General features: G+C 27.0%; 42 protein-coding genes. 2 read left to right on the forward strand and 40 right to left on the reverse strand.

What is annotated here, in order from left to right:
• Positions 1-124: 124 nt before the first annotated feature.
• The 10 genes from NBW53_RS10135 to NBW53_RS10205 form a co-directional block, all read right to left on the reverse strand.
• A complete protein-coding gene (locus tag NBW53_RS10135) occupies positions 125-202 on the reverse strand; it encodes a putative holin-like toxin (RefSeq protein ID WP_334302897.1) in 78 nt (25 codons plus the stop codon).
• 99 nt (positions 203-301) lie between these two features.
• Entirely contained in the window at positions 302-541 is a 240-nt protein-coding gene (locus NBW53_RS05210; RefSeq protein ID WP_250277200.1) for a phage holin, read from the reverse strand.
• A gap of 14 nt (positions 542-555) precedes the next feature.
• Positions 556-699 (reverse strand): hypothetical protein, encoded by a 144-nt coding sequence (locus tag NBW53_RS05215; RefSeq protein ID WP_250277201.1) that lies wholly within the window; start codon positions 697-699, stop codon positions 556-558.
• Between the two features lie 2 nt (positions 700-701).
• Positions 702-983: a hypothetical protein gene (locus tag NBW53_RS05220; RefSeq protein ID WP_250277202.1), complete on the reverse strand. Its 282-nt coding sequence runs from the start codon at positions 981-983 to the stop codon at positions 702-704.
• Positions 984-999: 16 nt separating this feature from the next.
• Positions 1,000-1,620: a hypothetical protein gene (locus tag NBW53_RS05225; protein WP_250277203.1), complete on the reverse strand. Its 621-nt coding sequence runs from the start codon at positions 1,618-1,620 to the stop codon at positions 1,000-1,002.
• Positions 1,621-1,631: 11 nt separating this feature from the next.
• Positions 1,632-2,168, reverse strand: a complete 537-nt coding sequence (locus NBW53_RS05230) for a putative phage tail protein (RefSeq protein ID WP_250277204.1) — start codon at positions 2,166-2,168, stop codon at positions 1,632-1,634.
• The gene (locus NBW53_RS05235; protein ID WP_250277205.1) at positions 2,161-3,228 is read right to left on the reverse strand and encodes a baseplate J/gp47 family protein; all 1,068 of its coding nucleotides are present in this window, start codon (positions 3,226-3,228) and stop codon (positions 2,161-2,163) included. The genes NBW53_RS05230 and NBW53_RS05235 overlap by 8 nt, the downstream gene beginning before the upstream one ends.
• Positions 3,218-3,670, reverse strand: a complete 453-nt coding sequence (locus NBW53_RS05240; protein WP_250277206.1) for a DUF2634 domain-containing protein — start codon at positions 3,668-3,670, stop codon at positions 3,218-3,220. The genes NBW53_RS05235 and NBW53_RS05240 overlap by 11 nt, the downstream gene beginning before the upstream one ends.
• Positions 3,671-3,674: 4 nt before the next feature.
• Complete coding sequence (locus tag NBW53_RS05245; protein ID WP_250277207.1) at positions 3,675-3,953, reverse strand: hypothetical protein; 279 nt, start codon at positions 3,951-3,953, stop codon at positions 3,675-3,677.
• Position 3,954: 1 nt separating this feature from the next.
• Positions 3,955-4,854 (reverse strand): XkdQ/YqbQ family protein, encoded by a 900-nt coding sequence (locus NBW53_RS10205; protein WP_456300776.1) that lies wholly within the window; start codon positions 4,852-4,854, stop codon positions 3,955-3,957.
• Here NBW53_RS10205 and NBW53_RS05255 point away from each other — a divergent pair.
• Positions 4,787-4,954, forward strand: a complete 168-nt coding sequence (locus NBW53_RS05255; protein WP_250277209.1) for a hypothetical protein — start codon at positions 4,787-4,789, stop codon at positions 4,952-4,954. The two genes, NBW53_RS10205 and NBW53_RS05255, sit on opposite strands and share 68 nt — an antisense overlap.
• On the opposite strand, the gene NBW53_RS05260 is transcribed toward NBW53_RS05255, so the two are convergent.
• The 30 genes from NBW53_RS05260 to NBW53_RS05405 all read right to left on the reverse strand — a co-directional run bounded on the left by NBW53_RS05260 (position 4,944) and on the right by NBW53_RS05405 (position 25,525).
• Positions 4,944-5,366: a phage portal protein gene (locus NBW53_RS05260; RefSeq protein ID WP_250277210.1), complete on the reverse strand. Its 423-nt coding sequence runs from the start codon at positions 5,364-5,366 to the stop codon at positions 4,944-4,946. The genes NBW53_RS05255 and NBW53_RS05260 overlap by 11 nt on opposite strands.
• 31 nt (positions 5,367-5,397) lie before the next feature.
• Complete coding sequence (locus NBW53_RS05265; RefSeq protein ID WP_250277211.1) at positions 5,398-5,682, reverse strand: hypothetical protein; 285 nt, start codon at positions 5,680-5,682, stop codon at positions 5,398-5,400.
• Positions 5,683-5,973: 291 nt separating this feature from the next.
• Positions 5,974-7,872 (reverse strand): hypothetical protein, encoded by a 1,899-nt coding sequence (locus tag NBW53_RS05270; protein WP_250277212.1) that lies wholly within the window; start codon positions 7,870-7,872, stop codon positions 5,974-5,976.
• Between the two features lie 423 nt (positions 7,873-8,295).
• Positions 8,296-8,436 (reverse strand): hypothetical protein, encoded by a 141-nt coding sequence (locus tag NBW53_RS05275; protein ID WP_250277213.1) that lies wholly within the window; start codon positions 8,434-8,436, stop codon positions 8,296-8,298.
• 23 nt (positions 8,437-8,459) lie between these two features.
• The gene (locus NBW53_RS05280) at positions 8,460-8,858 is read right to left on the reverse strand and encodes a hypothetical protein (RefSeq protein WP_250277214.1); all 399 of its coding nucleotides are present in this window, start codon (positions 8,856-8,858) and stop codon (positions 8,460-8,462) included.
• Positions 8,859-8,868: 10 nt separating this feature from the next.
• Positions 8,869-9,297 (reverse strand): phage tail tube protein, encoded by a 429-nt coding sequence (locus tag NBW53_RS05285; protein ID WP_250277215.1) that lies wholly within the window; start codon positions 9,295-9,297, stop codon positions 8,869-8,871.
• A gap of 16 nt (positions 9,298-9,313) precedes the next feature.
• Entirely contained in the window at positions 9,314-9,973 is a 660-nt protein-coding gene (locus NBW53_RS05290) for a phage tail sheath C-terminal domain-containing protein (RefSeq protein WP_250277216.1), read from the reverse strand.
• 451 nt (positions 9,974-10,424) lie between these two features.
• Positions 10,425-10,634, reverse strand: coding sequence for a phage head completion protein (locus NBW53_RS05295; protein WP_250277217.1), 210 nt, complete (start codon positions 10,632-10,634; stop codon positions 10,425-10,427).
• 1 nt (position 10,635) lies between these two features.
• Positions 10,636-10,908 carry a head-tail connector protein gene (locus tag NBW53_RS05300; RefSeq protein ID WP_250277218.1) on the reverse strand — a complete coding sequence of 91 codons (273 nt, stop codon included), beginning with the start codon at positions 10,906-10,908 and terminating at the stop codon, positions 10,636-10,638.
• Positions 10,909-10,927: 19 nt separating this feature from the next.
• Positions 10,928-12,082 carry a phage major capsid protein gene (locus NBW53_RS05305; protein ID WP_250277219.1) on the reverse strand — a complete coding sequence of 385 codons (1,155 nt, stop codon included), beginning with the start codon at positions 12,080-12,082 and terminating at the stop codon, positions 10,928-10,930.
• Positions 12,083-12,092: 10 nt separating this feature from the next.
• Positions 12,093-12,851 carry a head maturation protease, ClpP-related gene (locus tag NBW53_RS05310; RefSeq protein WP_250277220.1) on the reverse strand — a complete coding sequence of 253 codons (759 nt, stop codon included), beginning with the start codon at positions 12,849-12,851 and terminating at the stop codon, positions 12,093-12,095.
• Positions 12,838-13,929, reverse strand: coding sequence for a phage portal protein (locus NBW53_RS05315; RefSeq protein WP_250277221.1), 1,092 nt, complete (start codon positions 13,927-13,929; stop codon positions 12,838-12,840). Before NBW53_RS05315 ends, NBW53_RS05310 begins: the two co-directional genes overlap by 14 nt.
• Before the next feature lie 251 nt (positions 13,930-14,180).
• On the reverse strand, positions 14,181-15,929 hold the full coding sequence (locus NBW53_RS05320) for a terminase large subunit (protein ID WP_250277222.1): 1,749 nt from the start codon (positions 15,927-15,929) through the stop codon (positions 14,181-14,183).
• Positions 15,907-16,368 (reverse strand): phage terminase small subunit P27 family, encoded by a 462-nt coding sequence (locus NBW53_RS05325; RefSeq protein WP_250277223.1) that lies wholly within the window; start codon positions 16,366-16,368, stop codon positions 15,907-15,909. The genes NBW53_RS05320 and NBW53_RS05325 overlap by 23 nt, the downstream gene beginning before the upstream one ends.
• 148 nt (positions 16,369-16,516) lie before the next feature.
• The gene (locus NBW53_RS05330) at positions 16,517-16,930 is read right to left on the reverse strand and encodes an HNH endonuclease (protein WP_250277224.1); all 414 of its coding nucleotides are present in this window, start codon (positions 16,928-16,930) and stop codon (positions 16,517-16,519) included.
• 172 nt (positions 16,931-17,102) lie between these two features.
• A complete protein-coding gene (locus NBW53_RS05335; protein ID WP_250277225.1) occupies positions 17,103-17,525 on the reverse strand; it encodes a DUF1492 domain-containing protein in 423 nt (140 codons plus the stop codon).
• Positions 17,522-17,833 (reverse strand): hypothetical protein, encoded by a 312-nt coding sequence (locus NBW53_RS05340; protein ID WP_250277226.1) that lies wholly within the window; start codon positions 17,831-17,833, stop codon positions 17,522-17,524. Before NBW53_RS05340 ends, NBW53_RS05335 begins: the two co-directional genes overlap by 4 nt.
• Positions 17,826-19,052, reverse strand: a complete 1,227-nt coding sequence (locus NBW53_RS05345; RefSeq protein WP_250277227.1) for a DEAD/DEAH box helicase — start codon at positions 19,050-19,052, stop codon at positions 17,826-17,828. Before NBW53_RS05345 ends, NBW53_RS05340 begins: the two co-directional genes overlap by 8 nt.
• A 137-nt stretch (positions 19,053-19,189) precedes the next feature.
• Positions 19,190-19,585, reverse strand: a complete 396-nt coding sequence (locus NBW53_RS05350; RefSeq protein ID WP_250277228.1) for a Holliday junction resolvase RecU — start codon at positions 19,583-19,585, stop codon at positions 19,190-19,192.
• Between the two features lie 238 nt (positions 19,586-19,823).
• Entirely contained in the window at positions 19,824-21,701 is a 1,878-nt protein-coding gene (locus NBW53_RS05355) for a DUF927 domain-containing protein (protein ID WP_250277229.1), read from the reverse strand.
• Positions 21,670-22,242 carry a CHC2 zinc finger domain-containing protein gene (locus NBW53_RS05360; protein WP_250277230.1) on the reverse strand — a complete coding sequence of 191 codons (573 nt, stop codon included), beginning with the start codon at positions 22,240-22,242 and terminating at the stop codon, positions 21,670-21,672. Before NBW53_RS05360 ends, NBW53_RS05355 begins: the two co-directional genes overlap by 32 nt.
• 47 nt (positions 22,243-22,289) lie before the next feature.
• Positions 22,290-22,868, reverse strand: a complete 579-nt coding sequence (locus NBW53_RS05365; protein WP_250277231.1) for a hypothetical protein — start codon at positions 22,866-22,868, stop codon at positions 22,290-22,292.
• Between the two features lie 14 nt (positions 22,869-22,882).
• Positions 22,883-23,557 (reverse strand): AAA family ATPase, encoded by a 675-nt coding sequence (locus NBW53_RS05370; protein ID WP_250277232.1) that lies wholly within the window; start codon positions 23,555-23,557, stop codon positions 22,883-22,885.
• A 10-nt stretch (positions 23,558-23,567) separates the two neighbouring features.
• Positions 23,568-24,086, reverse strand: a complete 519-nt coding sequence (locus NBW53_RS05375; RefSeq protein WP_250277233.1) for a siphovirus Gp157 family protein — start codon at positions 24,084-24,086, stop codon at positions 23,568-23,570.
• A gap of 86 nt (positions 24,087-24,172) precedes the next feature.
• Entirely contained in the window at positions 24,173-24,397 is a 225-nt protein-coding gene (locus NBW53_RS05380) for a hypothetical protein (protein ID WP_250277234.1), read from the reverse strand.
• 116 nt (positions 24,398-24,513) lie between these two features.
• The gene (locus tag NBW53_RS05385) at positions 24,514-24,684 is read right to left on the reverse strand and encodes a hypothetical protein (RefSeq protein WP_250277235.1); all 171 of its coding nucleotides are present in this window, start codon (positions 24,682-24,684) and stop codon (positions 24,514-24,516) included.
• A gap of 14 nt (positions 24,685-24,698) precedes the next feature.
• Positions 24,699-24,875, reverse strand: coding sequence for a hypothetical protein (locus NBW53_RS05390; protein ID WP_250277236.1), 177 nt, complete (start codon positions 24,873-24,875; stop codon positions 24,699-24,701).
• Between the two features lie 8 nt (positions 24,876-24,883).
• Positions 24,884-25,036 carry a hypothetical protein gene (locus NBW53_RS05395; protein ID WP_250277237.1) on the reverse strand — a complete coding sequence of 51 codons (153 nt, stop codon included), beginning with the start codon at positions 25,034-25,036 and terminating at the stop codon, positions 24,884-24,886.
• Between the two features lie 49 nt (positions 25,037-25,085).
• The gene (locus NBW53_RS05400) at positions 25,086-25,337 is read right to left on the reverse strand and encodes a hypothetical protein (protein WP_250277238.1); all 252 of its coding nucleotides are present in this window, start codon (positions 25,335-25,337) and stop codon (positions 25,086-25,088) included.
• Positions 25,338-25,342: 5 nt separating this feature from the next.
• On the reverse strand, positions 25,343-25,525 hold the full coding sequence (locus NBW53_RS05405; RefSeq protein ID WP_250277239.1) for a hypothetical protein: 183 nt from the start codon (positions 25,523-25,525) through the stop codon (positions 25,343-25,345).
• A gap of 129 nt (positions 25,526-25,654) precedes the next feature.
• On the opposite strand from NBW53_RS05405, the gene NBW53_RS05410 reads away from it, so the two are divergent.
• The gene (locus NBW53_RS05410; RefSeq protein ID WP_250277240.1) at positions 25,655-25,915 is read left to right on the forward strand and encodes a hypothetical protein; all 261 of its coding nucleotides are present in this window, start codon (positions 25,655-25,657) and stop codon (positions 25,913-25,915) included.
• The last annotated feature ends 7 nt before the right edge of the window (positions 25,916-25,922 follow it).

Below are 25,922 nucleotides of genomic sequence, written 5' to 3' on the forward strand. Positions count from 1 at the left end.
TATTACTTGCCTTTAAACCAACTATATGCTATAATGAATATAAGAAAAGCTAATCTTAATTGTTAGCCTACTATTAATTGTTTTTATTCAATTAACAGCCACAGTTTTGGCGAACACAGGGCTGTTATTTTTTTGTATTTATTATCAAAATGATTAGAGTAGCAAAACTTATCATTAATGATATTGTTTCATATGTACTCATAATACCACCCCCTAACTCTTGTTAGAGTTAGTAGGCTAACAACCCTTATTAAGATTAGCTCTTTTCAATTATATATTTTTTGTTGTTATATGTCAATTATTAATCTGTTATCCCTTTAGTTACTGGATTAATAATATTATTCCATAAATATACTAAGACAAGTCCTAAAACATAAGGATTTTTTAAAGCATTTAATACTAAATTAAATAGGCTTTCCCAAGTTGTTAAATCTTGTCCATTCATACCAAAATATGCAAGTATAGGTGTAGCAATAGCTAATAATGTATTTACCCAAAATATAGGATTTTTAAAGCGTTTTTTCCAATTAATTTTACTCATATAAATTTCTCCTTTTAATTCATCAAATTTACAAGTTCTGTATATTGTTCTAAAGTTATTCTTTTAAAATTTAAAAACAAATCAAGTCTTTTTAGCATATCTTCTTTTTCATATTTACCAGATTGAATTATTATTTTTGAACTTTCATATGTACTCATTATTAGTTACCGCCTTTCATTGAGTTTATTTCTTGTAAACAAGTTAAATAATTTAACTCATTTAAAATTTGTGCGTTTGTTTGTGCTTGTGAAGATATTTGAGTTTTAGTGTTTAATTCTTTAAAAATATCTAGCCATTTTTTTTGATGAATATCATATTTTCTATTGATTAAATTAGGGTCATAATTGTTAATCTTTATTATTCTTGAATTTTCTTCTAATTCTTCCGATAAACTACCTATTGTGTAACAAAAATTATCTTCATCTAAATATGCGTAATACATATTCAATCCTCCTTATTTAATTAAATTCGATGACTTGAACGAAATATTTAGTAGGTGTAAAGTCATTACCCCAACCATAAAGACAATTAAATCTTAATGTACTTGCATTATACAAATATGCAATTATTTCTGTATTATCATTATTTGTTGTATCATTTGACAAACAGTTGGTTAATACTAATGTTTTATTAACATCAACAGAATTAATGGTTATTGATTTAGAGTCCATATCTCTTCTATTAGAAAAACTACCGTTAAATACTTGAACTTTTTTAACGCTACTTAAATTATTTAACTTTTTTCCTAAATTACCAACTTGTGTTGATATTTCTGTTACTTTATTTTGTAAGTCTTGTGTACTAGTGTTAAGCTTCTGTAAGTTTGTTGTGTTGTTATTAATTGCACCTGGTAGCCTGTTTACTCTATCTGATATTGCATCAACTTTACTAGATACAGACTTTATATTATTTTCAATATCCATAGGGCTACTTTCGCGAGCAACATTTTCAAGGCTTGATATATTTGCTTTTTTTTCATCTAAAAGCCTTGTATTATTATTTAATACTTTAATATCTATAGAATCGTCTTCTAATGGATATTCGAGTTTATCTAAATTTGTAAATTTGTTATCACTCATTTGCTTACCTCCTATATTAATTTTTCACTTTCTCGTACCTCTTTCCAAGTTTTACTTGATATACTTTTCCAAGTTAAAGAGCTTAAATCTCCCCAAGTTCTATACTTAAAAATATAATCAACTCCTAAATGTGCTGGTTTAATATCTTCAATACTTTTTATTAAACTACCTATATCCTTAGGTTTGCCTATTTTATTAGTAAAATCTATTATTATAGTTCCGTTAAATCGTACTTTTACAAGATTGTCTGTATAAGCCTTAACAGTATCTTGTATAAGCTCTAAAGTTAGTTTACCTGCTCCTCTCCATTTAGCACTTATTATAGCTTTTCTTTCTTCAATTAACTTATCTTCTACATATTCTATATTCAATTCTTTTTCAAATATATTTAGGCCCCAAGTAGATGTATCCAAAAATATATTGCTTTTTATATCATCTATTTTTATTTCTATATTTTCTATTTCTGTTTGGCTTATTCTAGCTATATGCTTTGTAATATCATCATTTATAAATATTTTATTTATAAAATTAATAACTCTATTATTCAATAAAATCAACTCTTTCTAATGTAAAAACCTCTTCTTGATTACATTCTATATTAGATGTTTGATTATTTATTTTTAAATCTGTATAGTCAATAACACCTTCTACATCTAAAATTTTAGACCCTACAATAGCATAACTTAATACATCTTTTTTAAATGCTATTTCTTTTAAATATAAAGTTATATTTTCGATTATTCTTTTCTTTAATTGTTCTTTATCATAGTTTCTGCTAAATACAGCTTTAACTGATATAGATATAGTTTTAGGAGTGGCACTAACTACTGTACAAAATGCTCCAATAGGTGCTTGCCCTCTTCCTTCTCCTGTTATGTTAGGGTCTATATATTCTTGTACCTTTTTCACAAGATTTTCATCGGCAGGTAACCTATCATTATCTACAATAATAACTTTAACAGTAGTATGTCCATTCCAAAGTGGTATTACTTTAGCATCTCCTACACCTTCAACCTCTTTAGCCCACCTTTTATAGTGATATATGTTGCCACTTGTAGCAGGCTCTCTTAATCTTTCAAAATATCTATTTTTTAAATCTATGTCTATTTCCTCATCATAACCTCCCTCTGTTTCTGTTTCGTTATTACAAGAGTTAATACCTGCAATTGTAACAGGCATTTTTTTAATACTATTAATAGGAACATTACCTATTTTACCAGCTGTAACACATCTTATATTAACATTACCCATATCTATTATGTTTTTTTGTTCTATTGCCTCAAAACGAATAAGCCCTTCTGTTTCAAATATATCTCCAATATTAATAGTCCCATTACCTTTTACAGTAACAACACCTTGAGAATATGTAGCCTTTTTTCTTTCTATACCTGTACGTTGTGTAATAAACCTTTCAAGCTCTGTACCTGTTAAGTTATTTATATCTAACTTACTAGATACAATAGTTAAACTTTTTAAAGTATCACACATTCTAATGGATATAGCTTTTAGAATATCCCACAAAAAATATCCTTTTCTTTTTTCATAAGTATCTGGTATTCCCTGTAAAATCTCTTCTAAAATTTCATTAGATTTTTTATTAAAATTCAAGTTCTACCACCTCATTAATATTTAAAATTTCATGATTATGTAAAAAACAAGTAAAAGTTATATTTAAAAATGTATTTTCAAACTCAAATTTAAAATTATCTACATCTTTTATAAAAGGGTGGTTTAAAAGTTGTTCTGTTATCTCCCTTTTAGTTTCAGACAATATAAACCCTTTATGATAAACTTTATTTCCAATATAATTATGTATAGATAACCCAAAGTTTTCATCATCATCTATTGTATATACTTTAAAAGTATTTATTTTTGTCCTTAAAATGACTTGTATAAATTGCCTTATATTTTCTTGAAAATCACACTCTACAAATTTTCCGTCTATAATAATATGTCTTCCTTTTTGAAAGTCAAATTTAAAGCATTTACCTAAAGTAATAGGCTTACTATCTTCTATTTCCATAATATTATAATTTATTTTAGGAAACATATAATCACTCCTTTAAAGGTAAAAATTCTTTAAAATATCCAAGTATAATAAGTTCTTGATTATTTTCTGTCATAGTAACTATTACTTTTTTACCTATATCTTCTATAGTAAACTTTTGTATTAAAGAATAAAACTTGTCTTTTTGTATAGTACCATCTAATATACTAACTTTTACATAGTCTTTTTCTTCTATAACTTCAACTATTTCACCTATAACTACACCTATTTTACTAGGATTATTACGTTCTTTAAATAAATTTGCTATGTAGTTAATATCACTCATATTAAAGCCTTTCTAGTTCAATATTTGTTTTATGTATACCACTTTCAATAGTATGATTACTTGATATAATATTAAATTTACCATTAATATTTATCTCTTTATTATTAATATTTAATACTCTACCTGCTTTTATAGTTATATCTCCTAAAAGCTCTAAAGATAAGGTTTCTTTAATTTTATTTAGCTCTTTTAACCTGTTATTAGCTATATTTGTAGCTTGATTTTTATCTTTTTGGTCCACACTTTCAATATGATGTAATAGCCCATATTTTTCTATATTTTTATTATCCTCTTTTGTAGCTATAACTCTTGCCTCTTTTTCATTTTGAGTAATTATAGTTACTTTATTTTTTAAATTTGCTATGCTATAACCTTTAGAAAAGTTTTGTCCTATTTCATCTAATACCTTTATACTTGCTACATTTACTGCCATTTTATAAGTTGGGTTTATAATTTTTGTACCTCTTTCAAATATATATAGCTTATCTTTTAAAACTTCTTTATAATATATTTTTCCTGTTTCTTTACTACATTGTTGTAGTATATCATCTATTATTTCTGCTATTGTATTTTCAAAATAAATATGATTTATATTAGTATTTAAAGTAGGAATTTCTCCTACATTTATACCTTGTTCACTACATATACTAGATATAGCTATTCTACCATTTATATTATTAAATTGTTTTATTACCTTTGATTTATTAAGATAAAAAGCAAAGTCAAAAGCGGTAAAACTTTCTTCAAATATGCCATTAATATTTTTATCAGTAATAATGCCTTGAAATAATGTTTTACCATTTTTACATAATAAAATTTTATCTCCACAGTCTATGAAAAATTTAATATATGCATTGTCTTTAGGTATAGAAAAATCTAATTGTACACCTAAAGTGTCAATACTATCACACCAAGTTATATTACCTACAAAGTCAGATATATTTATTTTTTCACTATTTTTTAATATAAAAAATGTAAAAATAATACCACCTACTTTTTAATTTTAGGAAATCTATATTCTTTTAAATCTAAAGAATACTGTATATCTCCTACTTTATCTACATAACAATTAAAACTTTCTACAGTATAAGCCATATTTGATATTTCTATGTTGTCATTATCAAGTAATATCATACGTATAGGCATTTTATTACTAGCATACTTATTAAAAAATGCTACATATATCCAACCGTCTTCTTTTGCTTTAGGCCTAATAAACCTATATTTTTTAGTAGGGAAAAAACAAGAAAAAGACACTGTTCTAAGTGCTTTAATGCCTATTAAATTTAATTCTCCATTAATGCTTTCAAATGTAGAGTTTTTATAACTTTGTGATAGTTCTGGCATATTCTCAGGTATTATAGGCAATGTTAATACTTGTTCATTATTGTTTGCACTAAATATAATATCCATAAAACCAACCTTTCCAATAAAAAAGTACACATTAAAGTGTACTTTTTTTGTTTATGTATGAAATATAAAATTTTTTATTATCTTTTTCTGAACAGTTTTCACAAATATCTGTTTCTCTTTTATAATAACATATTGAACATCTTCTTCTTCTTTCTATAGGCCTAAAACCCATAATTTTTTCTCGTTCACAAATTGAATGTACAGAATAACAAGATTTACAACTTCTAAACATATTTCTATTCCAACATTTAAACTTTGAACCTTTAACTTTTTCACGCTTTTCTACATCTATTGCTTCTTCTATAGGTATAGCCATAAATTAAATCTCCTTATAAATTATTTTAATTTAATAATATTGACAGTATAAAAAATAGAACAACCTAAAGGTCTGCCAACTTTTTTAGGTTGTTTTTTTGTTATTAATATACTACTACTGTATTATTTATAACAAGTAATGCTATTATACTAATAAAAAGTAAAACTCTAATTATTTTCATAGCATCACCCCCTTATGTTATGACAATTATAAATAATTGCATATTTAAGAGGCAACAACCTACTACAGTTACTCCGACACAAAGTGTCAAAATAATTCTATCATAAATATTTAAATATTTTCAATAGCTAATTTTAATTTATGTGAAAAAGCACTTATAATCTCATCAACATTATTAGGATTATATACATTTACCGTAATATTTATATTATTGTTAGTTTTATCCAATAGTTTTTGAGATTTATCAGCAGGTATAACCTTACTACCATTAGGAAGGTTAACGATTTCTCCTCTCCCACCTTCATTAATCATAGCAGGTCCGCCTCTATGATAACTTGTACCCGTTGCATAGTTTGGCATATTAACAGGTATAGTAGGTATATTAAAGCTATATGTATTACCTCCTATAATCGGCACCCAGTCAGGTACATTTATTTTCAAACTATTAACTTTTTCTATAACCCAGTTTATTCCTTTTGCAAAAAAATTAAATGGTGCTAAAAATATACCTTTTATTGTGTCAAATACACCTTCTGCTATGCTTTTTAAACCATTAAGAGCTTGCTCCCAATTACCTGTAAAAACACCTGTAAAAAAGTCTATAATACCACCAAAAATGGACTTAATACCTTCTACAACGGTGTTAATTCTATTTAATGTCATATCTATAAAGCCAACGATAATATCAAATACAGCACTTATAATTGTTTTAATTTTATCTAAAATACTTTTTATAGCTGTTATTATAGCTGATACTAATATTTTTATAACTTCATAAACTGTACTAAATACCTTTTTTGTAGTTTCTCCTATAAAAATAAGCATATTTGCTACATTAGGATATTTTTGTTTAATTATATTCCACCATTCTAAACATTTAGCTTTTATTTTATCAAAATGTAAAATAAGTAGAACAATAGCGCCTACAATAAGTCCTATAACAAGTACCCAAGGGTTAGTCCAAGCAGTTTTATTAAAAATTTTAGCAACAGTATTTAATATAACTTGTTTTTTAGCTAACAAGCTTACTGCTATTTCTGTTATATTAGATACTATGCCCCAAGTTTTAACCCCTGCTATTACACCAGCAATAATAGGTAATATCCACTTTAGATTATCTATAAAGCCTAAAACAAGGTTGATAGCAGTTGGGACAAAATCTATTACATTTTTAAATATATTGCCTAGCTTTTCTTTTAAATTGTCAATAGTACCATCTGCGTTCCACTCTGCAAATTTTTGTTTGATAATATCTATTAAACCCCCAACATATTCAAAAACACCTTTTGCCCTAGCTAAAAAGCTATCAAATTTAGCCGATATTTTTTCAATAGTACCGTCTTGTTGCCACTCTACCATTTTATTGGCGACTTTTTCTATTATCCCCCTAAAACTATCAAGCAACGAACCAGAACGAACCATACCGTCATCGGTTACACCAACTATTTTAGCCATGGAGTTTTTAAATACTCCTGTAACAGTAGACCACATACCCTTTGTAGTTTTAGAAAGGCTTTCTGCTCCACCTTTGTATCGTTTTTCCATTTCGGTAAATAAAAGCTCTGTTAGAGCAAGTTGGTCTATTACTTGACCTTGATTATTAAAGACTTTCCCAGATGTATCTAAATCTTCTAAAGTCTTTTTAGATAGTCCAAATTCTTTTAGCCTTTCAAACTCTCCACTAGCTACTGCATCAATAACTGCCTCAACTGCCTGTATCATATCTTTAGATGTAGCCCCTGCCATATCTGCCGTTATAGAAAGCCATTTTTGAGCCGATAAGCCTATACTTTCAAATTTAGCAGTAGCCTCTATTATCTGTCCTGTCTCAAATGGTGTTTTATTGGCAAAAGAAATTGCATCACGCATTAGCTGGCTAGCTTTTTGCGTGTCTTTTGTAGCAGTAATTAACTGTACTTTGTAGGTTTCATAGTCCATACCTTCAAAGATACCTGCACCTAAGCTAGCCACACCCAAAGTACCACCCAAAAAGCTAAACTTTTTTAACATATCCATACCTTTTTGTAAACCACGATAAGATATGCTAGCTAAAGATTTTGTTATATCTCTTGCTAACTGTTTAAAGTTATTTTTAATTCGTTTTAAATCTTTAGCTATACTGTTTTCAGTCTTTTTAACTATTTTAGCAAATTGTTCTTGTTTCTTTTTAGTACCTTGAGTAAATTTTACAACAGTTTTTTTGCGTCATTTAAAGGTTTAGAAAAGTTATCTTTTAATCTTAAAACTGTTTGTATAACCTTGCTTTTAGCCATAAAATACCCCCTTTCTTATATTATTTTTTTGGGGTGCAAATTTTAATCACTAATTTAGAGCAAGAACCCCTATTTGAACCCGCGTTAAAGCCTTTGGCTTTAAGCCGTGCAATGTGGAGTTGCACCCTAATGTGAACCCCACTATTCCTGCCATAATATATTATGTTTTATCTGCACCCCATTTTTGAGCCTCAAGCTCAAGTTCTCTTGCCATAGTTTCTTGAAAAAAGATTTTTTCTGTGTAAGATAAATTTAACAAATAATCTAACTGATGGCCTCTAGCAATAAAATAACTGTACATTGCAAATTCGCCATCAGTTTTTATTAGTTTTTTATTTCATCATTAACAGGTGTTTGATTTTCATCTGTCATACCGTGTAATTCCATAATATGAGTTGCTATTTTTTCTATTTCATCAAATGAAAACAATTCTCCAACAACCTCATAAGGTGTAGGCACATTTAACTGACTTTTTAAATCTTCTTTTTGTAATATAGGAACACTTTTATAAATAAGTTCACACATCATATCATAGTTTGATGTTATACCGCCTTGTTTAACATCATATTTGTCCATTATTTCAAATACTTTTCTAGTTTTTATCTTAACTATTTCTATGCTACTATCAAGGCTATCTACATCTAGTGTAGATAGCCCCATTTTGTCTTGTTTGCCCTTTCTATCTAATAAATTTTCAAGTGTTAATTTTTTTAATTTTCCCATATTATACCTCCTAAATAGTATCTATTAAATTATAATCTTCAAATGTAAATGGTACTTCTTCTTCCATTTTAGCCTTTAATTCAAAATTTAGTAACATAAATTCGCTAAATGTTACTTCTAAAATTTCAATCCTTTCTGCACCTAGTGCTTGAGGGTCTGCAAGTTTAGCAACAATCTTTATTTCAGGCATAATACCTTTTTTAAAAGCATCTGCAAGCATTTTTGTAACGGTACTATTAACTTTATTAACAGTTATTGTACCTTCGCCTGTCCAACCCATATATTTTTTACCAACACCATACCTACCAGCCATATTTATATCTTCAAATTCGCCTGTTACCTTTGCCTCAAACTTTGTAACGTGCAACCATTCTTCATCATTTACCCATACAGAACCAAAAGTACCTGCTATAACATTTTGTGAACGTAATTTTGCCATCTATTTTATCTCCTTTCTACATATTAACAACAAATAATAAATCTTCCATAGCATTTAAAAACTTAACATTAGCCTGTAAATAAACATTTGTTCTAAAAGTGTTGTTTTTAACTTCTATATCGCTCCAGTTTTGAGCCTCTATCTTGCCATTGCTTATCCATATTTCCCTTTGCTTCTCTATATCTACAAAGGTTGAGTTGTTATAGTTAGGGTCTAATATTTCTTCCCTAGCTAAATCTCTAAAATATGAATTAACTGCACTTATAAATAAAACTTGATTATCATAAGAGTTTTTAAACCTACCTAAATACACTTTTTTAAATGTGTTTATTATATCTTCATAAATCAAGTCCATAGCCTCAACAATAGCAATATATTTCATATCTTCAGTATGATTTTTATCATTTGTTTGTAAAGAGTTTACACCTCGTGATATTCTAACACCATCATCATCATTAATAAGCACTAGCTTACCTTTTCCAATAGCCTCGTTTATTTTGTCTGTATCTCCTATTTCTTGTACATTTTTTAAATCAGTTAAAACAGTGTATGTAACAGACATATCCATTCTACAACCTGCCAATACACCTAAAAGTCTTCCTAAATATTCATAACCTACAACAATTGTACCATCTGTTTTTGTTACACTTTTATTAGCAAAATTTACAATATGCATATCATCGGCTTCTGCCTTTTCTAAATCATAACAAATAGCCTTTAACCTTTTAGTCCTTGTTTTATTTTCTAATTTTACAAAATCAGCTAATTTTTTTTGCTCTTCTTTCGTTTCACCTATATAAGCTATCCAGTTTATCTCTTTATTTATAAAAGGCTTTATATCATCAAATGTTTTTCCATTAGTTATTTTTATAACAAATAATTTTTTTATATTTGTTATAAATACATCTTCTATTATTTTGTAATTTTTATCTGTATATTCTTCTTTATTAACTTCTATAAAACCATTATATTCTTTTATTATTTTACTTTCTTCTGTTTCTTCTACATCAGGTAATAATTCTGTTTCCTCTTCTCTAGATTTTTCTTTTTTTGATTTAGTTTTTAGGCTTGTATTATCCTTTATAATAAGACAAGCAACTCCTCTGCTACTTCTTACAACAGCAGTATTAGCAAGACCTTGAAATTAATGTGAATTTAAAAGTATATTCTGCCCTGTCTGTTTCTGCTACATAATTATCTACTTTAGTAGATGTAGGCATAATATTTACCCATACACTTTTAAACAAAGCATATTTATACTCTGTTTGACCTAAGTCATTAATAACTTTTTGCTTTTTGTATACTTCTACTTTTTTATCTAACTTTTCTACTAACATATTAATCTTCCTTTAATAGTTGTAATTGTAAAATCAATCCATTTATTATCTTATTTGTATGTATAGCCTTATCTATTAAATAACTTCTTCTTTCATATAAATCTGCACATATAGTATATAGTAAAACTTTAAAGCTAGGCTTATCCATATCAATATAGCCAATAGCATTTTTAATATATTCTTTGCCAGCTAGTATTATTGTATTTAACAAAGAATCATCATCATCAAAATCTATTCTCAAGTAATTTTTAATTTCTTCTAATTCCTCTTGCATATATAATCATCTACCTTTTTTAATCTTGTTTTTTAGATGCTTTAGATATGTCAACTTCACCTTTTACTAATGCATCTTCATCTATTACTTGTACATCAAGTCTTTCTCTAACCTTAATACCAATCATATCTTTCTCCCAAAGCTCACCAGCTTCGCTTGACATTTCAATAAATAGTTTTTCATAATCAAAAAGTGTAATAAATTCTTTTAAGTTACCAACATAAAAAGGCACTTTATTTGCATTAGTTTTTATTTGTTTGTTAGAAAAAACAATAACAGGGTATTTACCAAACAATAAATAGTCAAATTTTTGTGTAATATCTGGTTGTAAAATATATTGTCCTCTTTCATCTTTTAATTTGTCTAACCAATTAAAACCGTCTTGATTAGTTATTATTTGTGTACCATTTAAAATAGCAGGGTCTAGTTTAGTATTAATTATATCTTTTAGGCTATCTATATTAGTAATAGCTACCTTTGAACCATCTTTTTTATCATCAATAGCTTTTAAAATAAGATTATTTCTTGTTGTGATACCTTTTTTAGCTATCCATTTAGTAATATAACCTTTAATAGATGAAAATGTAGCTTGATAAAACTCTTTTGTAGCTTTTAAAATACCCCCTAATTTTTTTAGTTTATATGATATTTTCACAAATTCTGGCTTTGGCATATCTGGAAATACTGCTTCTTCATCTACCGCCTCAAAGCCTACTGTATCTGCATTTTTTTCTATAACTCTACTACCTTCTGTTTTATCTACCTTTTCTACATTTACAAGATTTTCTAAAGACTTAGTTTCTCTTCTTAACTCTCTTACTTTTGTAGAAATATCTTGAGGTACAAGCACTCCTTCATCTTCTGTTGTTTTAAGTGCATTTAAAATATTGCTAGGTACTTCCCTTTTTAAAGCAGTATTTTTAATAGCACTTAAAAAGGCTTGCTCTTCTGTTATTTTTTCATTGTTTTGTATAGGCTCTTTATTTATTACACTGTTTTTAATATCTTCTTTATCCTCTTCTAAATCATATAAAATATCTAATTTATCTTGTAACATCACAAGCTCTTCTTTTGATTTTTTAGCCTCTTCTAGCCTATCATCATTAACAAGATTTTCTACCTCTTGTTTTTTTATCTTAATACTATCTAATAATTCTTTAATTTTTTTATTCATAAATTACCTCCTAAAATATGCTTATTTTTTCTAAATCATTTAATATTTTTTCTTTTTCTTCTTCTAAACTATTGATTATAGGCTTATTTTCTATATTTTTAATGTTTTTAGGTGTGTTTTTGTAGCTATCAAAATAACTTGATGTACAAGCTACTATATCCTTTTTATCTTCTAAAATATATCCTTTAAAATATTCTGTTATTTCTTCGCCTACAAGCCAAGTTTCATTATCCATTAGTTTTGAAATTTCTTCTTCAGATATCATTTTAGCCATATTAATATTTGCCATATAAACATTTAAAATAGACTTTTTACATTTTTCTAAAGTATCTATTTGCTCTTGCAAGTCTTTAGCATTATAATAGCCACACATAACAGCTAAAGGGTTATGTATCATCATCATACTATTTTCATAAACATAAACGTCATCTCCTACTAAAGCTATAACACTAGCTATGCTACCTGCTAAACCATCTATATATACATTTTTTCTACCCTTATAAGTTTTTAAAAGATTATATATAGCAAGCCCACCAAAAACAGAGCCACCACCACTATTAATGTGTATTTCTATATTTTCACTATTTTCTAAATCTTTCAAAAAATTTACAATGTCTTTAGGACAAATATCTTCTGTTTCTTCTTCACATTTAAAAAAGCTATCCATTAATATGTCTCCATATATGTATAGCTTATTATTTTCTAGTTCTAAAGAACCTACAATATTGTTATTTTCATTTTTAAAATTAAACTTTTTAATTTGTATCACCACCTTTTTTATATTGCTGACCTACTTGTTCTATTGGTATATAATTACCATTCATCATAAGCTTGTCTCCGTGTTCTAAACCGTTTAAATCTAGCTTACGTCTTGCCTCATTTGGTGTATATATTCCATTATTTACAAGTTTAGACAACATTTCTGCTTGTGTAGAACTGTCTGTTCTTAAAAGCACCTTTTCGTTAAATTTAAAGAAATAACCCTCTTTAAGCTCTCTATTTAGCAATAATTTATAGTTTATTTCATCTTCATATTGTTTTAAAATAAACTGTAATGTATCTACATAAAAACTAATTTGTTGCGCCTCCGAACTATTATAGCTAGACTTTGAATAGTCATTTATCATATCTGGCTTAACTCCAAAAGCACTAGCTATTTGTAGGGCAGTATATTTTCTTATTTCTAAAAACTGTGCATCGGTAAGCTTAATATCTAAAGGTTGTAGCCTCATACCTGCGGGTATTGGTATAACCTTACCTGCATTTTTTATACCACTTGTAAATTCTGTAATTCTTTTTACAAGTTGTTTTTTAGCTTTTTCATCTATATCTGAGTCTACTGTTAAAGATAATCTAGCCGATACCCCATTTTCATTAAGTTCATTTAAAAATTTTTGACTTGATAAATTTGTATTTACTGTATCTTTTAAAATTTCCCTTATAGGCTTTCCTGTTATACCATCAAAAGTAGCACTTGTTTTAAAGTGTAACACCTCGTCTTGATTAAAATAATATACTTGCTTTGTTATCCAGTCGGTATATTGGTATATTAATGTTCCATTTTCCAAAACATACACGTTAACACTGTTGCTATCCATTATCCAAAAGTCCTTAATTTTAACTTCTCCACCATATTTTTTAGGTGTATATTCTTGCCTTATCCATACATAAGCATTGCCATAATGGTTACGATTGTTTTCAATAGTAGCCCAAAACATAGTAGGTGTCATAAGGTTATTAGGTTTATATCTTAGTTTAAAACTTACATCTGTATCATCTGCTATAAATATGCCCTTGTCTGTTTTTTGATATAATTTTAAAGGCATTTTAGCAAGTGTTTCAGACAATAATTTTAAACAAGTAAAGTATGTAACTTCTTTGTATAAATCTTTTTCACTGTGAAAAATTTTAAGCCAATTATCATCATTGATTGGGCTATCTCTTTTAAAATTTATATTTATAAATTTATTAAATACATTTTTTAAAATAGTTTCACCTCCCTTTCAAATAGTTTAACAAAAAAATTTTACACACAAACTAAAAGTTTAACTGTTGAACACTTGTGTTTAATCTATTTTTAAAGAATTTGTTAAATGCCTTACTCCAAAAAATCATCTATTATAGCTAAATAATCATCTATGTAATTTCCTCCGTCGTCTGTATGATAATAAGCTAATTTAAATGCACATAGTGTTGCGTCCACAGGGTCAACCCTACTTGTGCTTTTATCTTTGTCTATTTTAATAAGACCATTATTAGTTTTTATAATAGCATTAGCCATTGCATAGTTTAATACAGGGTTATATTCGCAAATAATATTACCACTGTATACCTCTTCTCTAAAGCCACTTGTACTTTCGTTTAATGATTTATGACTTTGATATACTTCTTCTACTGTGTAGCCTTTTTCACTACACTCAAGCATTAATTTAGATGCATTATGTATATCAAAACAAAAACATTCTATATTTAACCCTTTTTTGTTACAAAAATCTTCTACATACTTAAGTACAACATTTTGGTCAACTACAGGTGTATTAGTAATGGTAATGTATCCTCTTTCTACCCATAAATCGTAAGGTTGCTTGTCTTTTATAATTCTTTCCCTTAATTTTTCTACATTTGGTATAAATGAGTGGCTAAAAAGTATATATTTTTTTATTTTATCAATAGTTATAGGTATAATAAAACTAACTGATGTTAAATCTATTTTTGCCGACATATCAAACCCTACATATACAGGTTTATTATTAATATCTATATTAATATAATCTACTGTACAAGCTTTCCATTTAGCCATATCAATATATCTATTTTCACCTGCTTGTACCCACATATTAAGGCATTTTGTTTTAAATACGTTCATTTTCTCTGGTATATCTTTAGCTACCTTAAAATAAGCCTCTAAATCTTCCCTTCCTTTTTGATAACTACATCTTATAGGGTTTGCCTTTTCCCATATTTTAGGGTCTGTTATATCATCATCTATGTCTATATCTAAAATATCAACAAAATACATATCATTTTGAGATATACCATTAAGTATTTCAACACAATATTTAAACTCTTGCGTATAACAAGGAGAGTTTAAATCTACACCTGCCGTTGTTATTATCATACAAATACCCTCTTTTACATTGGAACCTAAAAACAAGTCATAAAATTCTGTTGTAGGGTGTTGGTGGTATTCGTCTATAACAAGTATAGCAGGATTTGTTCCATCTCCTTTTTTACCATCTTCTTTATTAAGTGCTCTTAAAAAACTACCTGTCTTTTTGTGTGTTATCTCTGCTTTTGTTATATTAAACCTTGTAGCTAAAGGACTGCCTCTTAATAGATTAATACACTCATTAAATATAATTTTAGATTGTTCTTTTTTAACACCTGCACAGTAGCATTCATACAACTCTTCATTTTTAGTGCTTTGAGTAGACATTTCATATAGTATACAACCTGCCTCCATTTGAGACTTTGCATTTTTACGTCCAACCATTATAAATGCATTTTTAAAGCGTTTATATCCTGTTTTTATATCTCTCCAACCATATATTTGACATAAATTAAATTTTTGCCATGCGGTTAGCTCAATAGGTTGTCCCGAAAGTATGCCTTTACTGTGTCTTAAATAGCTAAACCATTTAACTATTTTCTCTTCCTCTTCTTCGTCCCAATAAAAAAAGAAAGTATCATCACTTTCTATCCTATCAATATCTTTTAAAAATCTTTTACAAGCTAATTTATGCTTATATCCACTAACTATAACTCCATTAATACAGTCATTTGCATATTGTATAAGTTCATCAAGTATTTTTTTAGGTTTCTTTTTAGATATCTCCAAACACTTCATCTATACATTGCCTTTCTTTAGTTGTTTTTTGAACTGCTAACTTAAGCCTACTATCAATAGTTAGTCCACATAAACTTGCAAATCTTCTCATTTCGTCTGCATATTGTTTTTGTATTTTTATAAGTGGGTTTTCTACCATAGTATACGAACCATTTGGAAGTTGCTTTTTTATAGTTAAAACTCCACTTTCAACTATCTCACGAGTAGCTCTTATATAAAAAGAGTAGGCATTACAGTATCCAGCTATATTATTAATATCAAGATTTCCTATTACTTCTAAATTATTAAAATTTTTTATTATGCGTTTAAACTCTTTTTTTGCAATATTGTCTATAAGCCAACTAGGGGGCTTTTTTAAATCTTCTCGCCCAACTATTATAAGATTTTCTTGTTCTTCTTTTTCTTCAATTTCTTCTTTTGTAAGATGTTTAACCTGCATACTTGATAATTTTCTAGGTCTACCTATATAACCAACCTCCTTTTATATATTTTTACCGACTTTTTTTTGAGTATTGGGAATTTTGCGTACAGAAAAGGGGGAGTGCGGTCTACCATTTTTACCTTATATTTTATTTATACCCCCTATCCTATTTAAAATCCATATTAAACCTTTTTATAAGATTAAATAATAATTGCTGTACCTTTTGCTTATCTTCAGTCCCTTTTTTCATTAAATTATGTATCTTTCTATGATTTTTCTCAGTTAAATAAATTAAATTAGATAAAGATAACCTTTTACTAAAGTCTTCATCTAAAGCTACTATATGATGTACAACCTGTCCTTTCTCAATTTTACCTAAAACATAATAACTGTATATATCTAAATAGTTAAATTTATTTTTTATAATATTAGTTGTATCTTGCCAATCTTTTGATTTATAAAACTTTTTTTCTTTATCATTTTTATAGTTATCACTATTTGTCTTATACTTAGCTTTACAACTACATATCGTATTATATTCTAATCTAGCACTACATATAGTACAACGTTTATATATCATACACCATCTCCTTTTTTGCATAAAAAAAGCTAGAATAAATCTAGCTTTAAATTTGCGACTATAAAATTTTACACGGTCAAACTAAGTGATTTATAGTCTACCTCCAATAAAATTATAATTACATAATTTCTACAATAACATAATATCACATTAAATAGTGTCCTACAGTGTCCTATTTTAAATTTTTTGATATTTGATTTAAAGCTTTATTATGTAATTTAAATATATATCTTCTAGAATAGTTTAAAATATACATAATATCTTCCCATTTTCTAAACTCTAAATACCTAAGCCTTAATAAATTTTTTAATGTATCATCTTCTAGTTTATCTATAATACAAGCTATTTCCCTTTTTACTTCTTCAATTTTAACATTATGTAAATCTATATCTTTTTTAAGGCTAACTAAATCTAAGGCTTTATTTTCAACTTTAGATGCAATACTACTTGCTTTTATTTCTTCACAAGATACACTTATACTATCCATTTCTTTTAACTTTTGTTTATATTCCCTTTCTAACCTTTGTTTTATTTTTGTAAGTTTAAAGGCTCTATTTAAGTCTCTTATTATATCTTTCTTTTGCTCGTCTGTCATAGTTCCTCCTTTTTAAAAACATAATCTACAAACCGTATAAATATCTCTAAATTAAATTCCTTTTTTGTTTTGTATTCATTTTCAAATTGCTCTATAAATTTTATTAAATTATCTTTAGATATAATGTTCTTATCTTCTGCAAAACGAACAATACTACCAAATAAACTCCATAAAGCATAATCTAAATCATTATTTTTAGCATCTATACTTTTTAAATTTAGATAATCAAATAAAAATTGTTCCCTAATTTCTTTAGGCAACCTTTCTGCCTTTTCTATTCTTTTTTTAACATCTTCTATGTTATCCACTTACATCACACCCACAATTTTTATAAAAACCTTTACGCTTAGTAAAATCTTTATTAGCCTTTATATAGTCATCTACAAAATCATAAACAATAGGTATATCTTTATTTTCAAATACACGCATAACCCTACCTACACTTTGTTGTACTACTGCTTTATCTTTAGAAGATGATACTAAATAAAGCCTATCTAATCTTTGTATATCTAGTCCTTCTTTAGCTAAGGAATATGTAGCAAACATATAATTCTTTAAACCTTGTTGCATATCTTTTATAGCATTTTCTCTAGCTTTTTTATTTAGTTTAGAACTTAATAAAACTGCTTTTTCTTTTTCTGTATCTGGTAACATATTGTAGATATTTTCTAATTGTTCTATCCTATGACTTAATATTAAGTTATAATTATTTTTATTGTTTAATATATATTTACTTATAATTAAATTTCTAACAATATTTTGTGATAAATAGGTTAATAGCTTATTGTTATCTATTGTACCGTCTGTAGATAAACATTCGTCAGTTAACTCTATACCTGTATCTATTTTAACTATTTTAGGATTTATTATTTTGTCTTTTACAAATTCCCTTTTTACTTCATAAGCAACATTCCCTAAATAAGCTATTGTTGTTTGTTCTAGTTTATCACTTCTATGTAATGTAGCAGTTAAACCATATTTATGTCTAGATGCTAGGCTATTTACAACCTTACTAAATTGTTTTAACTTTGTTGGTGTACCTGCTAGTCTGTGGCACTCATCTACTATCACTGTGTTAAATTCATATTTTAAACTTTGTAAATCTAGCTTACTTAATGTTTGTATTGTAGAAAAAGTAATACCATCTTTTATGTCTATTTTTCCCTCTGTAATAGTTCCTAAATATTTATTGTCTATATACTGTTTAGCTCTATCATAAGACTGTTTTAACAAATCTTTTGTATGTGTTATCCATAATGTTTTATAGCCTAATTTACAAGCTAAAGATATACCCATTTGTGTTTTACCACTTCCTGTTGGTGCAAGTAATATACCATAACCTTTTTTAATCATTTCATATACTGCTACTTGTTGATAATCATATAAATTTATATTATTTTGAAAAGTAAATACTTTATCATCTGCTAGTTTTATTTCCTTTTTATACATAGATAAGTCAAACTTACTTTTTATTTTAGAAAACAAACCTATAGGTATTATTAAATCTTTTCCATTTTCTTTATACATATATAAATATTTAGGTATATTACCTATCCACTTACCAAGTTGTTTTAATGTTTGATATTCTGGATTATTTATAAAAAGATTATCTTTGCAATATTTTCTTATATCATCTACACAGTCTTTAAATGTTATTTCATTACTTATGATAATATGGATAGTAATTCCTCCAATCTTTTAAAACTTGATAGTTCATCTTTATGTACTTTCTTACCTATTTTAAGTTTATCTTTTATATAGCTAGCCTCACAAAATCTTATTTCATCATCAAACTTAAAAACAAAAAAGTAATTATTAGCCTTAGCCTTTTCTAACTTTCTTAATGCTTGCATCTGGTTATCTTCTACTCTACTAAGGCTAAATGTATCCCCCTTACAGTGTTTGCATTCAAAAGCAAAAAATATATATCCTTTAACTGCTATTATATCAAAAGGTTGTCCTGTATGTTTGTTAGGTAGGTTATATACAAACATACCTTTACTTTGCAAATATAAAGCAAATTCTTTCTCAAATTCATTTCCAATTACTTTATTATTCATTGTTTATCCTCCAGCTATTAAATGTATTAATTAACTTACCTAACTTACCATTTTTAGAACAATAACATCTTTTTTTAAAATAGAATTTTTAAATATATTTCTAAAAAATTTTTTTCTATATAATATAATAAAAATAGGTAAGTTTAGTAAGTTAGGTAAGTTTATATATATAAATAAAGCTACTATCAAGGGTTTAATAGGTCTTACCTAAAACTTACCTAAAAAATAAAAGTAAGTTTTAAAAAGGCAATTTATCATCTTCATTAACTATTTCTACTTGTGCTATATCTTCTATTTCATTTTCTTTTAACAATATTTTTATATAACTAGCTTTTATATCAAAAACTTTTCTTTGATGTACAAACTTTCCTTGAGAATTTTTTTCTACTAAGCCATATTTATCCCAAGCCTTTGTAACCGCTGTATAGTCATAGTTATTTTTGAGTAAGTTTTCTTCTAATACCTTTTTATTAACCATTACAAAGTCTTTTTCTATCTTACCCCATAAGGCTCCATTGTTATCTTCTGGTGTAAACCTTACTTGATTTTCTGCTATCCAATTTAGTACAAAATCGTAAGACCTTCTACCAATATCAACACTTTTATTTGATGTTAAATATTTTCTAACATCATTTAGCTTTAATGGTTGTTCATCTTTAAATATACATTCACAAGCTAGCTTGTCCCCTAAAATTATTAACGCCATACTCATTGCTTGTTTCTCTGTTGTATCCACTTTTTCTAAAATATCTTTAAATATGTTTCTGTATTCATTTTTTAAATCTTCAATATTTAGTGTCTGTATATATTCAATAAATTTTTTACCTGCAAAACCATAATTATCTTTTACAATATTAGCAGTTAGGTTACCATCTTCTATAATCTGCTTATCTACTTCTATTTCTATAACTCTATTTTTTACACCGCCACCACTATCTGCTTTAGTTACTGGCTCTTCTCCTGTAAAAATAAAAGAATTCTTCCATACTTTTGTTTCTTCAACTCCACCTCTTGCCTTTGCTCTACCTCTGTCTATACCTTCGCATAAATACATAACTAAGTTGTCATAATTATCCCACTTTGTTTTTATTTGTTGTAGCTCATCTGCTGCAAAAGGTATGTTATATAAAAAGGCTGATGTTCTGGCCATAGAGTTTTGTGTCATATTCATAGTTCTTGTTAAACAGCCCATAGCAGGATTACCCCAAATACTCATACCAACCATTAATGTTACAGTTTTACCAAAGCCTGTTGTACCCCATAGGTGTAATACAAAAGGCAATGCTCCTACTTTCTCTATAAGAGGACTTGCAAAGCTTGTAGCCATTAATAATCTAATATAAATATTTTTCCTAAGTATTTTTATATGTTTAAGCCATTTTTCATAATCTCCACTTTCTTTAACGTGTTTATAAATATTTTCAAAAGCATCATCACCATCATATTTTATATCTTCAACATAAGGCGCAAACTGATTACCTTCTATCCAACCTAGCCTACTGATAGATTTATAAAGGGGTATCTCTTTCATATTTTGAGAAATAACTTCTGTTATGTACTTAACTATATCTCTTGCATTTTCAGAAGTTACCAATATACCTCTATCTGCTAAAGAACATATATTACTTTTGTTATATACTGTTACACAGTCTGCTACTACATTTTGCCATCTTTCATCTTTAAAAAATGCTAGATTTATTTTTTCATTGTTTGTATCTATATTTACAAGCCTTTCAACTGGTAGTAATGGGTGTGGACATACTGTAACACAATAACTATTGTTATTACTTGTATATTCATATTCTATACCCATATCATTTGTTTTGTATTTTCCACAATAAAGGCTTAATGCTTGTCCTGTAAAATTTGTCTTATTTGATAAAGCTTGTTTCTTTTCTTGAGAATATTTTGTTGTCCAAGCATTTAATAAATTATTAAACTCTCTAAGCCTACCCATAGATTTGCTTTTCCTTCTTGCTTTTTCTAATAACTGTATTTTAAATACTTCATTTTGCTCTTCTATAATTGTAAAAAATAATTCATTAGGCAAGTCATCATCTTTATTGATAAGTTCTATGTAATCATCACCCGTTAATTGTAATAAGTCGTTTTTCAATTTTTTCCACCCACTTCCTATTAAGTTTATAAAATTCAAAAGGGTCTTCTTTTAACCAATCTATGTAATAGTCTAACTTAGTTAAATTGTGTATAGCCTCTACATAAAGTTTATTTTCTAAATCATAGTTAAAACTATTCTGGTGTAGTATTCTGTAATAAGTTAATATAGTATCCCAAGTATTTTTTAACCACTGTTCAAATACTTTATTTGCTACTTTGCCACTATTTCTTTCAGCTATATCTTGTGTATATCTTTCTCTAATACTTAACCTTTCATCTGTGCATATATTAAATATCTTAGCTAAATATTTTGTAGCTTGTAATACGTCCATATCTAAATAATACATTGTAAAATCTATTACTGTCCCTGCTTTATGACACCCAAAACAACAAAAACTATTATCATATATTTTTAAGCTTGGTGTATCTTCTCTGTGAAATGGACATATCATAAAATTTTGCCTATTTGTTTTAAAGTTAAAATGACTTATCAAACTATACATTGATACATTTTCTTTTACTTTTGTAAATATATCCATAAATACCTCTTAAAAAATAAGGATAGGTAAACCCTACCCTATGATAATTAAAATGGTAACCTATCCTCATCTACGTTTTCTTCTACACTATAAAAACTATCATCATCTTGTTTTTTAGGTGCATCTTTTAAAACTTTTTTATCTAAAATAGGTAAATCTTTTTTATCTGTAGATGATATAAATCTTAATTTAGTTACAGACTTAACTTGATTATCATTCCCTAAGTATTCTTCTTCTCCAAATCTACCTAAAAATACTTTTTCTTTTAATATTTCACTGTCAAATCCATTTTCACCATCTATTTTTATATTGTTAGATTTTTCAATAGATGTTAAAACCCCTTTGTAAAATTTAAGAGAAGCTCCTGTCATATTTTGATAAAATACTCCCTTGAAAGTTGCATTAGCATCAACTTTTTTATTAGCTTCAAAACTTTGTCTATAATAGTCTTTAAAGTCTCCCTCTGCTATATCAAACTGTAATATTAGCATTGGATTACCACTTTTGCTATTTTCACATTTAGCATTTAATATTTTGCATAAATAATTACCTGACTCTAGCTTTGCAGACTCCCCCATTACTGCTGTTTTTTCATCATTGTATCCTTTTATACCTTGTATTTTCATTATAATGTTTCCTCCTAATAATCTTTTAATGCCTCTAACACTTTTGTAATATCATTTTCTATTTCATCTACTTCAAATGCTCCTTTAGGAGTTTTACAAGTAGATTTATCTGCCCTAGTTTTAAATATGTAATTACCATTTATCTGCATTGCCCATAATACTGTTGTCATTTTACTTTCTAATAATATTTTGCCTAGTTTATTTCCATTTGTTTTTATTCTAGTCATTATCTCTCCACTGTCATCTCTATCTGTTTGAGAGTGGGCTATAAATATTACTGTTAAATCATCTCTAAAATCTAAAGGAATATCTACTATTTCCCACACTGACTGTGCTAAATCTTGCCATTTATCATAACCTTTTTCTTTACATCTTCTCATTTCATCTGCAACCATAATGCCATTTAATGTATCAACTACTATTGTTTTAATATGTTTCATATCTTTTGAACTACCATCTTTTAGCTTCATTGTACCTTTATTAATCTGTTTTAAGATATTAAGTATTAATCTAGCATCATCTGATTTTGCATAATTTAAATTCTCTATACTATACTGTTCTCTCCAACGTTTCCAACTTAAACCCTTTTTATCTGCATCTATATAAAAGGTTGTTTTAGGGTCAAGATTTTGCATACTTGTAGTTTTTCCACTGCCACTTTCTCCCATTATTCCTATTACTTTTGCCATAATATACCCCCTACTTAATAACTAAAAACTTACTTTCTTTTAATTTTGCAAAATCAAGATTTTCTCCAGCTTGTAGCTTTCTTTTAATTTTGTCTTTATCTGGTTTAATCTCGATACTAGCTAAATCTTGATTTAATGCTTTTTCACAGTCTAAAACTTCTACAGATATACTTTTACTTTGATATATAGTAAAAGTGTCATTTTTAAATTTAGGTATATCTGCAAGTTGCATAGCTTCTAGTAATGTATCTTTTATACGTTTTTCGTTATTTTTATTTGATTTAATTTTACTCTGTACTCTTTCAAGCTCTTCTTTTAAAAATTTCTCTTGTCCTTCTAATAATGACCTACTATAAGCTAAATTTTTACACACTTTAGCATAACTATAGGCTTTGTCTTCTAGAGAATAATCTATACTTTCTTTAGTATCTTTCAGCATTTGCTCAAACTCTTTTGACAATTCTTCATCTGATGCCATTTCATAAAGTGTATTATAGTCTCCCATTATTTCATAAATTGTTTGTTTCATAAAATTACCCCTTTTCTTTTTGTAAAATATATAGTATAATTAATTGCATTTATTTTTTTGTGTGGCTTATTTAAGCCACTTTTTTATTATTCTGTAACAACTGCCGATATATTTTTTATATCAGTTATATTTATTTTATGTATACCGTGTTTTCTACTTCTTATTTTTATATACCTTTTATTTAATGATATAAACTTACCCTCTCTTGCTATTTCATTTCTGTCGTTTAACACGATGATAATGCTTGTTTTATGTAGTTCATTTTTCATACTTTTAATTATGTTTTTAATAATTTCTCTTGTGTATATCATTTTTATTATCCTTTCAAACTATTAATATTTATTTTATAAACAGATGCTAACACCTAATTTATCTGCTACTTCTTGTATAGTTAAGTTTGGATTAACTCTAGTAGTTTTTTCATAATTTAACCCCTTTTTAATGTATTTGTACAATTTAAGGATATTGTATCTACAAGGTTATGGTTCCTATGCTTAAAGTAAAATTTTAGTGCTTTTTCTTCTGTTTCAAAAATGTAATTTTTAGTTTCTCCATTTTTTAAAGTTACACTTAATGCTTTTTTCTCTTGTATTCTCATACTATTTATCTCCTTTAAATTAAATAAATAATAAACCTATATAACAAATAACTTATCCTAATACACCCTATCATTGACATAAATAACATAGTAGATATAAGTATATTTGAGTATATATCTTGCTTTTTAAATATTTTGCTATTTTTATAAATAGCTATTGCTACTAGTTTTCTTCTTTCTCTTTTAGTCATATTACCTCCTAAATTATTCTATTTCCATTTTCATCAATGAGGCTAGCTGCACCGTTGTCTATATTTTTAGCAAAACTTCCAGCTAATTTAATAGCCTCATTGTTATTTCTTGCAATTAAAGGGTAAGTTTTATTATTAATTGTTATCGTGTAGTTTTTCATTTGTTTTTCTCCTTAGCTTATTTAATACAACATAATAAAGTTAAACTACTTAAATTTTTATTCCAAAATGTTTACTAATAGCTTGTATTAAGTTTTCCATATTTTCTATTTTATCTATAAGCTCTTTTGTATCTGTTGGTAATAGCTCTACTATATAACTATGACCACCTATGTCATCACTTTTTATATGCCTTATTAAACCTTCGTCAGCAAGTTTTAATATTGTTTCTTTAGATTTTCCTTGCAATTTAGAATACTCTGCTAAAGAGTATATTTTTAAATAAGGTTCTTTAGCTTTCATAATTTTTATACCTCCTTATTAACTAAAGATTCTGCAAAATTTACCATACCTATAAATTGATTAAATAAATCTCTTTCTATCTCTTTAGGTAGTATAGTAGAAAAGATGCAAAATTTCTCAGTAGCTAAAACATTATCACTTTTAGCTATATTTTCTAGTGTTTCTAATTTTGATTTTAATTCTAACATTTTAACCAACTCCTTTAATAATTTTTAAATAATATTGTCAATTTTTTCCTTTTCTTATATAATTTTAGTATCTACATTTATATGTGCTAGATATGAGTGTAGAAATATATAAGAAAAGGAGGTGTACATATGGATATCCACCAAATTATTGATGAAATTGATAATAAGCTATTAGATTTATTAAGAGATGCGTACAAGTTTCCTTATTCTTACTTTCCATCTAACGGAAATGAAGTTACTACATTTTTTATTAATATTTCAAATGCTGAAGAATTATTTAAATTAGACTTAATAAATCCTATAAGTAATGTTGGAATTAATGACCCCTATAAACCATTATCATTTACTCTAACACCATTAGGAATAAAAGTTATAAATGAATTAAGTTAAATTTATT

Source organism: [Clostridium] colinum, from assembly GCF_940677205.1.
Lineage (GTDB): Bacteria > Bacillota > Clostridia > Lachnospirales > CAG-274 > Tyzzerella > Tyzzerella colina.